We start from the raw sequence: 13,955 nt of genomic DNA on the forward strand, positions 1-13,955 counted from the left end.
CGCAATGAACCCGGGCCGTCCGGCAGGCGTCGATCTAAAGGCGATACTCGAACAGGCTCCCTTCGGCCTGACCATCGCCGACTCCGACGGTCAATGTGTTTACACAAATCAGCGGGGGAATCTGTGCTCCTCCGCGCTCGATACGCAGTCACTCCGCGAGTTGCGCTTTATATCGGAATCAGCGGGTCGAGCCTTTACCTGCAGCTTTTGGCTGGACATGGAGACGACCCCTCCAGCCGATGAAGAAATTTTCCGGCTGGCCTTTTTCGACGAACTGACCGGCCTCCCGAACAAGACGCTTCTGGCACGCACGATCAGCGCAGAGCTTCAGGCTCTGTCAGGAGCCGAGGCTGCCCTGATGTTGATCGATCTGGACGGCCTGGGTCGTACCAACGACTACTATGGTGCTTCTTTTGCAGATGGACTTATCGCTGCGTTCGCCGAACGCCTGACGGCCTCCGTGCGGCGTTCCGACATCCTTGGCTATCTCGCAAACGGGATGTTCTGCGTGTTCGTGACCAATCTCGCAGATGTCGACCTGACGGAATATGCAAATACGATCCTCGACCGTTCCAAGGAACCATTCCAGGTCAAAGGGATCGAGACCTTCTCCTCTGCTTCCATCGGCATCAGCATGTTTGCCAAGGATGGAAGGAATTTCGAGGAATTGCTGGTCTCGGCTGATCAGGCACTCCGTGGCGCAAAATCCGAATCCAAGGGAAGGGTCAGCTACAAGCCCGACAAGGCAGCGCGGAACGTCCATGGCGACATGTCGGTGGAACAGCGTTTGCGTACCGCATTGAGAGACAACAAGCTCTGTTGTGCTTATCAGCCAAAGGTGGACATACACACCAATGGCGTTGTCGGCGTAGAAACCTTGCTGCGCTGGAGGGATGATGACGGTCACTTGCGTGTGTTGGGCGATTTCGTCAATCTCGCCACCGACGCCGGCATTATCGATGCCGTTGCAGAGCATGTCGTCGTCGAGGTGATGTCATCGCTTCCGCAGATCGACGCCGTTTTCTCCCCTGGCACCTCCATCAGCCTCAACATCACGGCGCATCAATCGACCAACCCGGAATTCATGAGGTCGCTGCTCAGGCAACTCACATCCTATCACCGGCCGCAACGTTTCATCCTCGAGATCACCGAGGAAGCCTTTTTGAACGGTGACCTTCTGAGCAAAAACATCCTGCCCATGGTGCGAGAGGCAGGTGTGAAGATTTCGATTGACGATTTCGGCGTTGGATATTCATCCCTCTCCGCGCTGGCAGCCGTAACCGCTGACGAATTGAAGATCGATCGCTCATTCGTGCAGAATGTCCATCAGAGACCCCGCAGCCAAAGTGTGCTGAAGGCCATCGAATCGCTTGGTCGGGCGCTTGGAATGGCGCCCGTCATCGAGGGCGTGGAAACCCGCGAAGAGGTCGATTATCTGAAGCAGCATACAGCGATCAGAATCGCGCAGGGCTATCACTTCAGCAAGCCCTTCGCGCTTGAAGAGTTCGTTCTTGAGGACGAAGCCCTTCCGCCGGCACGACAGCCCGAACCGGCCCGAACCCACGCTCCCGCGCGTGTTCCAGGCAGCCGCTCGCCCAGGCAGCACCCCTGAACCACCCGTTCAGGGGCTGTGAAATTGACCCATGCCGTCACTGATAGTCAGCTGGCAGGCTTTGCCTTTCCGTAAGCGTGAAGCCAACCCAGCCCCTCATCTGTGTCAGAGCGCGGCCTGTACTCGGCGCCGAAGAAGCCTCGATACCCGCTATCGTAGAGCTCCGGCAGAAGACGCTCGAAGGAAATATCCCCCTCATCAGGTTCCGCGCGCGTCGGTACCGCAGCAAACTGCACATGGCCGATCAATGCCTTATGGTCAACGAAACGCCGCAGAAGTTCCCCCTGCATCCGTTGGACATGATAGCAGTCGAACATGATTTTAAGATTGTTGGCTCCGACACGTTCGATGAGATCCGCAGCCTGTTCAATACGGGAGAGGAAGTAGCCAGGAACATCATGATGATTGATCGGCTCGATCAGAATGGTGAGTTGGTGTGCTGAGGCCGCGCTGCAGGCATAGGCAAGGTTTTCAGCAAAAGCCGCCTCCGCCCCAGCGTTTTCCTCCGCCCTACCCGCCATTACGTGAACGGCGCGGGCGTTCACCTGCGTGGCATATGCAATGGCTTCATCGATGGCTGCCCGCGCTTCTTCCTTACGGCCGGACAGAGCGGCAAGCCCGAAATCACCGTCCTGATCGCCTTTGCGCGTATTAAGTCCGAGAAGCGGCAGTCCTGTTTCTGCAAGCGCGGCCCTGACCTCTTCCACCGGAACGGCGAAAGGCCAGTGAAATTCCACAGCCTCGAACCCGGCCCCATAGGCCCGCCGAATGGCATCCGGCAAAGAAAGCTCAGGCCACAAGAAACCAAGATTCGCGGAAAAACGCATCACCACATACACTCCATCCGAGACACGGGGAGATAACACTTGCCCCAAGCGTCGCGACGTATCCATAAATGGCAATTCACCTGCCATCCCAGTCACGGTACAACACCGTGGGACAGACTCAATGTTTCAACGCGATGATTTTCAGCGCTTTTCCCAGATTTATTCACATCGCTGCAAGCGCCCGCCGGACGGAAAAACAAAGCTGGATAACATTTTGTGTATACATTAAAGAGCCAGAAGCTAAAATGTGATTGTTCTTTAAGTATCCGGAGATGACATGACCGACAAACCCAAAGCCCCCACCCTGCGCTCACGCGCATGGTTCGACAATGCGGGCAACCCGGATATGACCGCGCTCTACCTGGAGCGCTACCTGAATTTCGGACTGTCGCAGGAAGAGCTGCAATCAGGCAAACCGATCATCGGCATTGCCCAGACGGGCTCGGATCTTTCGCCCTGTAACCGGCATCATCTGGAGCTGGCCAAGCGCCTGCGCGAAGGCATCCGCGAGGCCGGTGGTATTGCCATCGAGTTTCCGGTGCACCCCATCCAGGAAACAGGCAAACGCCCCACCGCCTCGCTCGACCGCAATCTCGCCTATCTTAGCCTCGTCGAAGTGCTTTACGGCTATCCACTCGATGGTGTGGTGCTGACCATCGGTTGCGACAAGACCACGCCGGCGCTGCTCATGGCGGCTGCGACCGTCAACATTCCGGCCATCGCGCTTTCGGTCGGCCCCATGCTCAATGGCTGGTTCCGGGGCGAGCGCACGGGCTCGGGCACCGTGGTCTGGAAGGCACGCGAGATGATGGCTGCCGGCGAGATCGATTATGAAGGTTTCGTGCGGCTCGTCGCGTCATCCGCCCCCTCCACCGGCTATTGCAACACGATGGGGACGGCCACCACGATGAACTCGCTGGCCGAGGCGCTCGGCATGCAGTTGCCCGGTTCCGCCGCCATCCCCGCGCCCTATCGCGACCGGCAGGAAATGGCCTATCGCACCGGCCTTCGCATCGTTGACATGGTGCATGAAGACATCAAACCCAGCGACGTCATGACCCGCGATGCCTTCATCAACGCAATCCGCGTCAATTCCGCTATTGGCGGCTCCACCAACGCCCCCATCCACCTCACCGCCATTGCGCGGCATCTGGGTGTCGAGCTTTCGATAGACGACTGGCAGACCTATGGCGAAACCGTTCCTCTCCTGGTGAACCTCCAGCCTGCGGGCGAGTATCTGGGCGAGGACTATTACCATGCCGGCGGTGTGCCCGCGGTGATCAATCAGCTCATGTCGGCCGGGCTCATCAACGAGGATGTCCTGACGGTCAACGGCAGGAGTATTGGCGAGAACTGCCGCGATGCCGCCATTGCCGATGAGAAGGTGATCCGTCCCTTCGGAAAACCGCTCAAGGAGAATGCAGGCTTCCGGGTTCTGAAAGGCAATCTGTTCGATTCCGCCATCATGAAACTGTCGGTTGTCTCCGACGAATTCCGGGACCGCTATCTCTCGGATCCCGAAGATCCCATGGCCTTTGAGGGCCGCGCCATCGTGTTCGATGGGCCGGAGGATTATCATGAACGGATCGACGATCCGGCGCTCGCCATCGATGAAGAGAGCATCCTCTTCATGCGCGGTGCGGGTCCCATCGGCTACCCGGGAGCCGCTGAAGTGGTGAACATGCGCGCGCCCGATTACCTCATCAAGCGCGGCATCACCTCACTGCCCTGCATCGGCGACGGCCGCCAGTCGGGAACGTCAGGCTCGCCCTCCATTCTGAATGCCTCGCCGGAAGCTGCCGCCAATGGCGGACTTGCGATTCTCAAGACTGGTGACCGTGTGCGCATCGATCTCAAGAAGTGCACCGCCAACATTCTGGTTTCCGATGAGGAGCTGAACCGGCGCCGCACCGAGCTGGAGAAAGCAGGCGGATATGCCTATCCCGCGCACCAGACGCCATGGCAGGAGATCCAGCGCGGTATGGTCGCACAGCTCGAGGCGGGCATGGTGCTGGAACCTGCCGTCAACTACCAGCGGCTCGCCCAGGGCGGAAAGGATGGCACCATGCCACCAGTCCCGCGCGACAATCACTGAAGCAAACCCGAAAGAACACGCCTCAGGGAGGAGGAACCCGCATGCGTATCCTGATTATCGGAGGGGCCGGTATGGTCGGCCGGCGGCTGATCGACAGGCTGCTCTCCGATGGCAAACTTGGCAGCGAAAGCATCGAGACCATCCACGCATTCGACGTCGTCGAGGCTCCTATCGAATCAACCAACGGGATTCAGGTTGAGACAGAGGCAGGCGATGTCGCCGACGCAAAGACAGTGGAGCGACTGACTGCGAAAAAGCCTGATGTGATCTTTCATCTCGCCGCCATCGTCTCCGGAGAAGCCGAGATCGCGTTCGAGAAAGGTTACCGGATCAACATGGATGGCACGCGCCATCTTCTCGAAGCCATCCGACTTCTGGGCGAGAATGGCAACGGCGCCTATCGGCCCCGCCTCGTTTTCACCTCCTCCATCGCCGTCTTCGGCGCACCATTTCCCGACAAGATTGACGACGAGTTCTTCCGCGCCCCGCTCACCAGCTATGGCACACAAAAGGCGATCGGCGAGCTTCTATTAGCCGACTACACCCGAAAGGGCTTCGTTGATGGGATTGGCATTCGCCTGCCCACCATTGTCGTGCGACCAGGCAAACCGAACAAGGCCGCATCAGGCTTCTTCTCGGGCATCATCCGCGAGCCGCTCGCCGGGCTCGATGCCGTGCTGCCTGTGTCGGACGATGTCCGCCACTGGGTGGCGAGCCCGGATGCCGCGGTCGGCTTTCTGCTGCATGCAGGGACCATGGACCTGGCGCAGCTTGGAGCCCGGCGTTCGCTCACCATGCCCGGCCTTTCGGTCACCATCGCGGAAATGATCGAAGCCCTGCGTCGTGTGGCGGGCGCGGATGTCGTTGCCCGCATCAAGCGCGAACATGATCCGCAGATCGCGGCCATCGTTGACGGTTGGCCCCGTGATTTCAGAACCGAGCGCGCAGAGCAGGCAGGCTTCAAAGCTGACAGTGATTTTGAGGCCATCATCCGCGCCCACATCGCCGACGAGGAGAAGCGCAAGACCCGCAGTTGATATCCAATGCAGGCAGGCGGACACTGTCCTTCCCTGTGAAGAACCAGCATGACGAGCACCAGGCACTTGGACATGGCAGTGGATATCTGCCAACCATCATCGATGGTGGTGAAATGCACCGGTCAGGAATGGAGGGGGTGCTGAGCACGAACGAGCGCAGAAAGGTGGGAGCCGGAAGGCGAAAGCCGGGTAGCAGAAGCGTTGAGGCGCAGGCGGCTTCACGCCCGCGGCCCAGCCTGCAGGGCATTGCCAAAATGCCTGCGCGCGATCGTGCCTATCACGAGCTCAAGTTTCGCATTCTGGAAGGCCGGTTGCCGCCGGGCACAACGCTTCTCGAAACGGAAGTCGCCAGCCTCCTGTCGCTCAGCCGCACCCCTGTGCGGGAGGCGCTCATCCGGCTTGAGGAAGACGGGCTTGTGGATGTGCGCCCACGCCACGGCATAACCGTGAAGGCCCTGTCGGTCGACGAGATCGAACAGATCTATCAGGTTTTTTCGACACTCGAGGTCAAGGCAGCGCAACTGACGGCCCGGCGTGGCATCACGGCAGCAGACCATGAGCGCCTGGACGACATTCTGACCCAGATGGAACGCGCCTCGAAACGGGGAGATATCGAGGCGTGGTCCGAGCTCGATGACGAATTCCATTCAGAGCTGGTTGGCCTGTGCGGCAACCCGCGCCTGCAGGCCATGCTGCGTCAACTCTGGGATCTGCAATATCACGCGCGTCGCGCGATCATAAAACTGCGCCCCCTGCCCATCGTTTCGGATCGCGAGCACCGCGCCATCCTCGCCGCCATAGCAGCCGGCAACGAGGAGGAGGCCGCCCATCTTCATCAGCAACACAGAGATCGCGCAGACGAACAATTGGTTTCCCTGCTACGCCAGAAAACGACGTTCCCGACACGAGAATGAGACAGGCAGCTATCCCCCAGCCAGGACATGCCGGCCGCAGGCCATTCCACAATGTATACATTGAGCTTTTGCAACGACTGTGCAATTAAGACGACGGGTGGAGAATGAGGAGGGGCTTCGATGAATCATATTGACCTGACCGGGCGGCGCGCAATTATCACCGGCGGAGCGCAGGGCATCGGACTTGCCACGGCAGAGCGCTTCGTGGCGAGCGGCGCCGAGGTGGTCCTATGGGATATCAATGCCCAGACTCTCGAAAAAGCGTCAGAAAAGCTTGGTGCGAAGGCAAGCGGGCGTGTCGTGGAACTGACGGACGAAGATGCGGTGAGTGACGCCGCGCGGGACGCCGGTGCAATCGACATTCTCGTCAACAATGCCGGTATCACTGGCGGCAATGGCAAGACCTGGGAATTAAAGCCGGATGTGTGGCGCCGCACTGTCGAGGTCAACCTCGTGGCGCCCTATCTCACCTGCCGTGCACTGGTGCCGGGCATGATCGAGCGCGGCTATGGCCGCATCGTCAACATCGCGTCAATAGCCGGCAAAGAAGGCAATCCGAACGCCTCGCATTACTCCGCATCCAAGGCCGGTTTGATCGGGCTGACCAAGTCGCTCGGCAAGGAGCTCGCGAAAACCGGCGTGATCGTCAACTGCCTCACCCCGGCAGCGGCCCGCACGCCGATCTTCGATCAGATGAGCCAGGAGCATATCGACTACATGCTCTCCAAAATTCCGCTTGAGCGTTTCCTCGAACCGGCCGAAGCCGCGGCAATGATCGCCTGGCTGGCGTCGGAGGAGTGCTCGTTCACGACAGGCGGTGTCTTCGATATCTCGGGCGGCCGCGCCGTCTATTGATTGTAAAAACACAGAGGAAAAGAACATGAAGTTGTTGCGTTTCGGTCCGGCGGGCCAGGAAAAACCAGGCATGCTCGCCGCTGATGGCACCCTGCGCGATCTTTCCGGAGTGGTTGACGATATTGCCGGCGATGTCATTTCGCCGGCGGGGCTGGACAAGCTGCGCGCGATCGATCCGCAGACCCTTCCTGCCGTCGACGGCAACCCCCGCCTTGGGCCCTGTGTTGCGGGCCTTCAGAAGATCGTGTGCATCGGCCTCAACTATTCCGACCATGCTGCCGAAACGGGTGCCGAACCGCCGGAAGAGCCCATCGTTTTCGCCAAGGCGCTGAATGCCCTTTGCGGTCCCAATGACGATGTGGAACTGCCGCGTGGCTCCAAGGCGCTCGACTGGGAAGTCGAGCTTGCCATCATCATCGGCTCGAAGACCAAATATGTCAGCGAGGCCGACGCGATGGATCATGTCGCGGGCTTCGCCATCATGAATGATGTTTCCGAACGCGATTTCCAGACAAAGCGCTCCGGCCAGTGGACCAAGGGCAAGAGCCACGACACATTCGGCCCGCTCGGCCCCTGGCTCGTCACCCGCGATGAAGTGGCCGACCCGCACAATCTGGATATGTGGCTCGATGTGAATGGCGAGCGTCGCCAGACCGGCAACACCAACACGCTGATCTTCAACGTGCCGCACGTGGTCTCCTATCTCTCGCAGTTCATGACACTCATGCCCGGTGACGTGATCTCCACCGGAACGCCGCCCGGCGTCGGCATGGGCATGAAGCCGCCGCAATATCTCAAGGCCGGCGATGTCATGACGCTCTCCATCGCCGGACTTGGCGAGCAGCGCCAGACCGTCGTTCAGGTCTGAATCGAAAAACGGAGCCCGCCATGAGCATCAGGAACGTCACCGTCATCGGCACCGGCATCATGGGTGCCCCGATGGCACGAAACATTGCCGGGGCGGGCTTCAATCTCACGGTCTGGAACCGCACCCGCGCCAAGGCGGAGGCTCTTTCCGATATCGCGACGGTGGCCGACGATCCCCGCTCGGCAGTTGCCAGCGCCGATGCCATTGTGACCATGGTCGACAATTCGCCCATCGTGACCGAAATCTATTTCGGCCAAAACGGCATTGTGGAAGCCGCGCCGAACGGTGCGCTTTTTATCGACATGTCCTCCATCCAGCCTGCGGTCGCGCGCGACCATGCAGAGGCGCTTTCGAAGTCCGGGCACCGTCATATCGACGCGCCGGTATCAGGCGGCGAGAAAGGCGCGATCGAGGCGACACTTGCCATCATGGCCGGCGGTGAAGCCCCCGACTTTGCACAAGCCAAGCCGCTTCTCTCCGCCATGGGCCGGGCCACGCATGTGGGTGTCCATGGCGCGGGTCAGGTCGCCAAGCTCGCCAATCAGGTGATCGTCGCCGTGACCATCGGTGCGGTGTCGGAGGCAATGCTTCTCGCGCAGGAAGGCGGCTGCGACCCCGCCGCGCTGCGCGACGCGCTGATGGGCGGTTTTGCCACCTCCCGCATTCTGGAACTGCACGGCGAACGGATGGTGGAACGCAATTTCGTTCCCGGCGGCCCGCTCGAATTGCAGCTCAAGGATCTGGAAAATGCGCTTGAAGTGGCCCGCAGTGCCGGACTATCACTTCCGCTCACCGAAAAAACGCGCGACGCATTTCACACGCTGGCGCACGAGATGAAGATGGGTCGTCACGATCACGCTGCCTATCTTCTCTGGCTCGAAGCCATCAATCCGGGCAAGCGGCTGGGCAGCGGCGAGACGAGCGCCCCACCGCTCAAGACATAGCGATCAGGCGCTGCGCTTGGCAGTGGCGGAGGCCTCCGGTATTGGAAAAATCACGTCATATACCCAGTTAAACACGAAAGCGTAGACCAGATAGAAAATGGCGAAAGACGCGTTGACGAACAGCGCGTCGAGCGCCGAAACGCCCAGAAAGAATGCCGTGAACGGCATCAGAACCACCAGCAGCCCACCTTCAAACAGAACCGCGTGAACAACGCGCATCATCACGCTTTTGCGGACGCTTCCGGTCAGCTGGCGCAGGGCGTGATCGAAACCCAGATTGTAAAGATAATTCCACAATGTCGCGACTGTGGCGCTCACCACCACGACAACGCCCATCTCGAACATGGGCTTTCCGAACAACCAGGAAGCGGCTGGTGTGACAATCAAAAGCGCGATCAGCTCAAAGCTGATGGCATGACGAATACGATCTGCAGCGGTGCGCATTCTGCTCCCCGTCTGTTTCTCGGGCCGTCCCGACATGGTTCCCGGAATGGGGGAGGTCGTCCTCGCTTTCGGTGGCAATATAGGTGTGATGGCCCCCATCGCAAGGGGAGGTGATGGATATCCCGTAGCTACTCTTTCTCGGACCCCTGACCCGGCAGCGTGATGCCCGGAAACACCTTGATCACAGCGCTGTCATCCCATTGGCCGTATCCTGCCGTGCTGGCGGAGGCAAACATGGTGTAGGCCGTCGAGGCGAGCGGCAGGGGAAATTTAAGCGCGCGTCCCGTGTCTGTCACCAATCCAAGATCCTTGACAAAAATATCGACCATCGACCGCGGCGTATAATCGCCGTCCACCACATGCCGCATGCGGTTTTCGAACATCCATGAATTGCCCGCCGCATTGGTCACCACCTCATACACGGTGTCGAGCGGAATGCCGGCTCGCGCGGCCAGCGCCATGGCTTCTGCGCCTGCGGCGATATGCACACCGGCCAGAAGCTGGTGGATAACCTTCACCGCTGCCCCATCGCCGACCCGGTCGGAAATGCGAAAAACGCGTTCCGCCACCGCATCCAGAACCGGTGCAAGCCGCTCGAACGCCTCCTCCCGCCCGGCCGCCATCACGGTCATCCCGCCCTCACGCGCCTTGACCGGCCCACCTTACACCGGTGCATCGAGCATGATGTGCCCCGCCTTTTCGAGCTCCCGGCCAAAGCGCCGGGCATCATCTGCCGAGACAGTTGAAGAAATCATCACCGGCGTTCCGGCCGGCAGCTTGCCGGAAATTCCCTCCTTGTCGAAGAGCACGCTTTCCACCTGCTCCGCGTTGACAGTCAGGATCACAACCGCTTCCACCTGAGAGGCAAAATCCAACCCTTGCGGGCCAGTCTCTCTAGCCCCTGCATTGGACAGCTCAGCACAGGCTTCACCGCGTGGATCCACGCCGAAAACCTCGTGCCCGGCACGCACAAGCGAGAGTGCTGCTCCCATGCCCATCGACCCGAGGCCGATCACCATCACCCGCATCACCTGCTCCTGAAAAAGAGAATTCTTATTCCTTCACCGCCCCCGTCATGGACGAGACGTAGTAGTCGACGAAGAAAGAATAGAGGATCACCACCGGCAGGGAGCCAAGCAACGCGCCCGACATCAGCGCCCCCCATTCATAGATGTCGCCGCGCACCAGCTCCGTCAGCACACCGACGGGCACCGTCTTGTTTTCCGATGAGGAGATGAAGGTCAGCGCATAGATGAACTCGTTCCACGACAGCGTGAACGCGAAAATGCCGGCCGAGATGAGACCGGGCACGGCCAGAGGCAGGATCACCTTGGTGAGGATCTGCCAGCGCGTCGCCCCGTCCACCAGCGCGCTTTCCTCCAGCTCGAAGGGAATGCTGCGGAAGTACCCCATCAGAAGCCAGGTGCAGAACGGGATCAGAAAGGTCGGATAGGTCAGGATCAGCGCAAGACGTGAATCGAAGATCCCCACCTTGAACACGATGAAGGCCAGCGGAATGAACAGGATGGATGGCGGCACGAGATAGGAAAGAAAGATCATCAGTCCCGTCACCCGCGCGCCCGTGAACCGTACCCGCTCGATCGCGTAGGCGGCGAAGACCGACGCTGCGAGCGAGATGAAGGTCGAGGCAAAGGACACCAGCATCGTGTTCCACAACCAGCCCGGATAGGACGTCTCAAACAGCAGGAATTTCACATGCTCGAGCGTCGGCTCGATTACCCAGAAGGGGCTGTAATTCTTGTAGTCGGTAAGCTGATAATCCGGCTTGATGGCGGTGATCGCCATCCAGTAGAACGGAAACAGCAGCACGAAAACGAACACCGCCAGCGGCAGATAGACCGTCACGATCCGCCGCGGCAGCGTGTTGAACTGTTCCATGCCTTCGGAATCGTCGTGAAGGCCGGCCTGTTTTGTGTTCTGGGTGATCTCGCTCATGGCCGTCCTCCTCAGTCGCCGCCGCCCTGCTGCCATTTGCGGCGCTGCAATCCGAAGAAGGAGAACAGGATCGCCGCGAGCAGGAACGGGATCATCGCCACGGCAATCGCCGCGCCCTCGCCCAGTTGCCCGCCGGGAATGGCGCGCTGGAAGGAAAGCGTTGCCATCAGATGGGTGGCGTTGACCGGCCCGCCGCGCGTCAGCACATAGATGAGCTGAAAGTCGGTGAAGGTGAACAGCACCGAAAACGTCATCACCACGGCGATGATCGGGGTCAGCAGCGGCAGCGTGATCTTTGTGAAACGCTGCCACGAGGTCGCGCCGTCCAGCGCCGCCGCCTCATTGAGCGATTGCGGAATGGTCTGCAGGCCGGCGAGCAGCGAAATCGCCACAAACGGTATGCCGCGCCAGACATTCGCTGCGATCACCGAAGCCCGCGCCATACCCGGATCGCCAAGAAAATTGATCGGCTCGCTGATGAGACCGAGATTCATCAGCACATAGGAAATGATCGAGAACTGGGAATCGTAAATCCACCAGAACGCCAGCGCCGAAAGCACGGTCGGCACCACCCAGGGCAGAAGGATGATGGCGCGAAAAAACGTCTTGAACGGCAGATGCTGGTTGAGGATCAGCGCCAGCCAGAGCCCCAGCGCGAATTTCAGTATTGAAGCCACCACGGTGTAGAGCATGGTGTTGAAGACGGAGAGCCAGAAGACCGGATCGTCGAACAGCCAGATATAGTTTTCGAGCCCGACGAAAATGCCCTCGCGTCCGATCCGCGCATCCGTGAAACCGAGCCACACGCCCAGCCCCAGCGGATAGGTGAGAAAGCACAGAAGAAACACCGCCGCCGGAAGCATGAACAGAAAGCCGAGCCCGTTGCGGCTTTCCAGAAGCCATCCCAGGATCGAAAAGGAACGCGCGGGCCTGGCCTGCATGGGTCATCCTGCCTTTCTTGATACTGACCTGCAAGAAGAAGCAGCGCCGGCGATTGGCCGGCGCCGCCTGTCCATCAGCGGTAGTAGCGCGCGATGCGCCGCTCCGCGTTGGCAATGGCCTCTTCGGGCGTGCGTTGTCCCGTCACCGCCTCGGCAAACATGTCGACCAGCACATAGTCGGCCATGACGCCTGCCGATGCCGGTCCGAGCGGGCCTGCATAGCCATTGGGCCGCAGCGAAGCCGAAGCCTTGGCATAGGGCGCGTGAACCGGGTTCGAGGTCCACACCGGGTTGTTCTCGAAGCCCTTGAGCGCCTGACAGCAATAAGCACTCGCGCCCTCCAGCCACGCATTCATCCGGTCTGCCTGATACATGAAGGCAATATAGGCCTTTGCCGCCTGCGGATATTTGCAATGATTGAAGATCGAGAGCGTCGAGGTCTGGTGCAGCTCCACCGATTTGCCCACCGGGCCAATCGGCAGATTGGTGGTGCGGATGTCCTCGGCGATTTCCTTCAGGGCCTCGTCCTTGGTCGCCGCATAGTAGAGCGAAACGCCATTGGCCGTGAGCGACACCTCGCCGGCAAGGAAGGCGCGGTTGTTGTTGATGTCGAGCCAGCTTTCCGTGCCCGGAATGAAGGTCTCATAGAGCGCCTTCGCATAGTCGATGGCCGCTTTCGTCTCGGGGCTGTTGATCGCCACCGCCCCGCTTTCATCCACCGTCATGCCGCCATGGCTCCACAGAAGCCAGTGGGCGTAGTTGTTGCCGTCACCCACCGCCTTGCCGTGCGGGAAGCCCGCCGGCGTGCCATTGGCCTTCAACGCCTTGCACAGTTCGAGGAACCCATCCGTGTCCTGCGGGAACTCGCTGAACCCGGCCGCCTTCATGTGGCTGTCGCGATAGCAGACGGCATTGCCGATGGCGCAGAGCGGAATGGCGATGAACTTGTCGCCCTGCCGGGCATAGCCTTCAAGACCCTCATACCAGCCGCCGTGTTCCTCGCCGAGCGCATTGGCCAGATCCGTCACATCCACCAGCTTGTCGGGATACTGGAACGGGTCGTCGAACCAGCTCATCACCATGTCCGGGCCAGACCCGACATTGGCCGCCACCGCCGCTTTCGGACGCACATCCTCCCAGCTTTCCTGGTCGATCCGCACCTCCACGCCCGTCGCTTCTGTGAAAGCGGCGGTGTTGGCGTTCCAGGCCTCCTCTTCGCCTGTCACGAAAGGCACCCAGCGCAAAAGGCGCAGCGTGGCGCCTTCTTCCGGCGTAAACATCGATGCCGATGCCTGCGCCAGCGCATGCCGTGTTCCCAGCGTTCCCGCCAAAAGGCCACCGGCGGCAAGACCCGCCGTGCCTGATAGAAATCTCCTGCGATTGATCGTCATTGCACGTCTCCTCCTCAAATTTGCTGGCATCCTCCCGATGCCGCAAAGCGGTTGACTGCCGCATTAACGCC

Annotated in this window: 12 protein-coding genes and 1 pseudogene; 7 read left to right on the forward strand and 6 right to left on the reverse strand. The window is 60.2% G+C overall.

Annotated features, from left to right (window positions below; translation table 11 throughout):
* Nucleotides 1–4 precede the first annotated feature (4 nt).
* Nucleotides 5–1,612, forward strand: a complete 1,608-nt coding sequence (locus tag H7H48_RS18830; RefSeq protein WP_229450690.1) for a bifunctional diguanylate cyclase/phosphodiesterase — start codon at nucleotides 5–7, stop codon at nucleotides 1,610–1,612.
* Between the two features lie 47 nt (nucleotides 1,613–1,659).
* Here the strand turns inward: H7H48_RS18830 and H7H48_RS18835 are convergent, their stop codons facing one another.
* Nucleotides 1,660–2,439, reverse strand: coding sequence for a hydroxypyruvate isomerase family protein (locus tag H7H48_RS18835; protein ID WP_255664121.1), 780 nt, complete (start codon nucleotides 2,437–2,439; stop codon nucleotides 1,660–1,662).
* A 277-nt stretch (nucleotides 2,440–2,716) separates the two neighbouring features.
* Between H7H48_RS18835 and H7H48_RS18840 the strand changes: the two genes are divergently transcribed.
* The 6 genes from H7H48_RS18840 to H7H48_RS18865 all read left to right on the forward strand — a co-directional run bounded on the left by H7H48_RS18840 (nucleotide 2,717) and on the right by H7H48_RS18865 (nucleotide 9,152).
* Nucleotides 2,717–4,534 (forward strand): IlvD/Edd family dehydratase, encoded by a 1,818-nt coding sequence (locus tag H7H48_RS18840; RefSeq protein ID WP_229450692.1) that lies wholly within the window; start codon nucleotides 2,717–2,719, stop codon nucleotides 4,532–4,534.
* A gap of 41 nt (nucleotides 4,535–4,575) precedes the next feature.
* On the forward strand, nucleotides 4,576–5,571 hold the full coding sequence (gene denD, locus H7H48_RS18845) for a D-erythronate dehydrogenase (RefSeq protein WP_229450693.1): 996 nt from the start codon (nucleotides 4,576–4,578) through the stop codon (nucleotides 5,569–5,571).
* 254 nt (nucleotides 5,572–5,825) lie between these two features.
* The gene (locus H7H48_RS18850; protein ID WP_229450694.1) at nucleotides 5,826–6,485 is read left to right on the forward strand and encodes a GntR family transcriptional regulator; all 660 of its coding nucleotides are present in this window, start codon (nucleotides 5,826–5,828) and stop codon (nucleotides 6,483–6,485) included.
* Between the two features lie 120 nt (nucleotides 6,486–6,605).
* Nucleotides 6,606–7,340, forward strand: a complete 735-nt coding sequence (locus H7H48_RS18855) for an SDR family NAD(P)-dependent oxidoreductase (RefSeq protein ID WP_229450695.1) — start codon at nucleotides 6,606–6,608, stop codon at nucleotides 7,338–7,340.
* Between the two features lie 25 nt (nucleotides 7,341–7,365).
* Nucleotides 7,366–8,208: a fumarylacetoacetate hydrolase family protein gene (locus H7H48_RS18860; protein ID WP_229450696.1), complete on the forward strand. Its 843-nt coding sequence runs from the start codon at nucleotides 7,366–7,368 to the stop codon at nucleotides 8,206–8,208.
* The gene (locus tag H7H48_RS18865; RefSeq protein ID WP_229450894.1) at nucleotides 8,205–9,152 is read left to right on the forward strand and encodes an NAD(P)-dependent oxidoreductase; all 948 of its coding nucleotides are present in this window, start codon (nucleotides 8,205–8,207) and stop codon (nucleotides 9,150–9,152) included. The genes H7H48_RS18860 and H7H48_RS18865 overlap by 4 nt, the downstream gene beginning before the upstream one ends.
* A gap of 3 nt (nucleotides 9,153–9,155) precedes the next feature.
* Here H7H48_RS18865 and H7H48_RS18870 read toward each other — a convergent pair whose 3' ends face one another.
* The 5 genes and pseudogenes from H7H48_RS18870 to H7H48_RS18890 all read right to left on the reverse strand — a co-directional run bounded on the left by H7H48_RS18870 (nucleotide 9,156) and on the right by H7H48_RS18890 (nucleotide 13,884).
* Nucleotides 9,156–9,596, reverse strand: a complete 441-nt coding sequence (locus H7H48_RS18870) for a PACE efflux transporter (RefSeq protein WP_229450697.1) — start codon at nucleotides 9,594–9,596, stop codon at nucleotides 9,156–9,158.
* A gap of 128 nt (nucleotides 9,597–9,724) precedes the next feature.
* Nucleotides 9,725–10,624 (reverse strand): annotated as a pseudogene (ltnD, locus tag H7H48_RS18875) (L-threonate dehydrogenase).
* A 25-nt stretch (nucleotides 10,625–10,649) separates the two neighbouring features.
* Nucleotides 10,650–11,552, reverse strand: coding sequence for a carbohydrate ABC transporter permease (locus H7H48_RS18880; RefSeq protein WP_229450698.1), 903 nt, complete (start codon nucleotides 11,550–11,552; stop codon nucleotides 10,650–10,652).
* Between the two features lie 11 nt (nucleotides 11,553–11,563).
* Entirely contained in the window at nucleotides 11,564–12,493 is a 930-nt protein-coding gene (locus H7H48_RS18885) for a carbohydrate ABC transporter permease (RefSeq protein ID WP_229450699.1), read from the reverse strand.
* Between the two features lie 74 nt (nucleotides 12,494–12,567).
* On the reverse strand, nucleotides 12,568–13,884 hold the full coding sequence (locus H7H48_RS18890) for an ABC transporter substrate-binding protein (RefSeq protein WP_229450700.1): 1,317 nt from the start codon (nucleotides 13,882–13,884) through the stop codon (nucleotides 12,568–12,570).
* Nucleotides 13,885–13,955 lie beyond the last annotated feature (71 nt).

This window comes from Nitratireductor sp. B36, from assembly GCF_020833685.1.
GTDB lineage: Bacteria > Pseudomonadota > Alphaproteobacteria > Rhizobiales > Rhizobiaceae > Nitratireductor.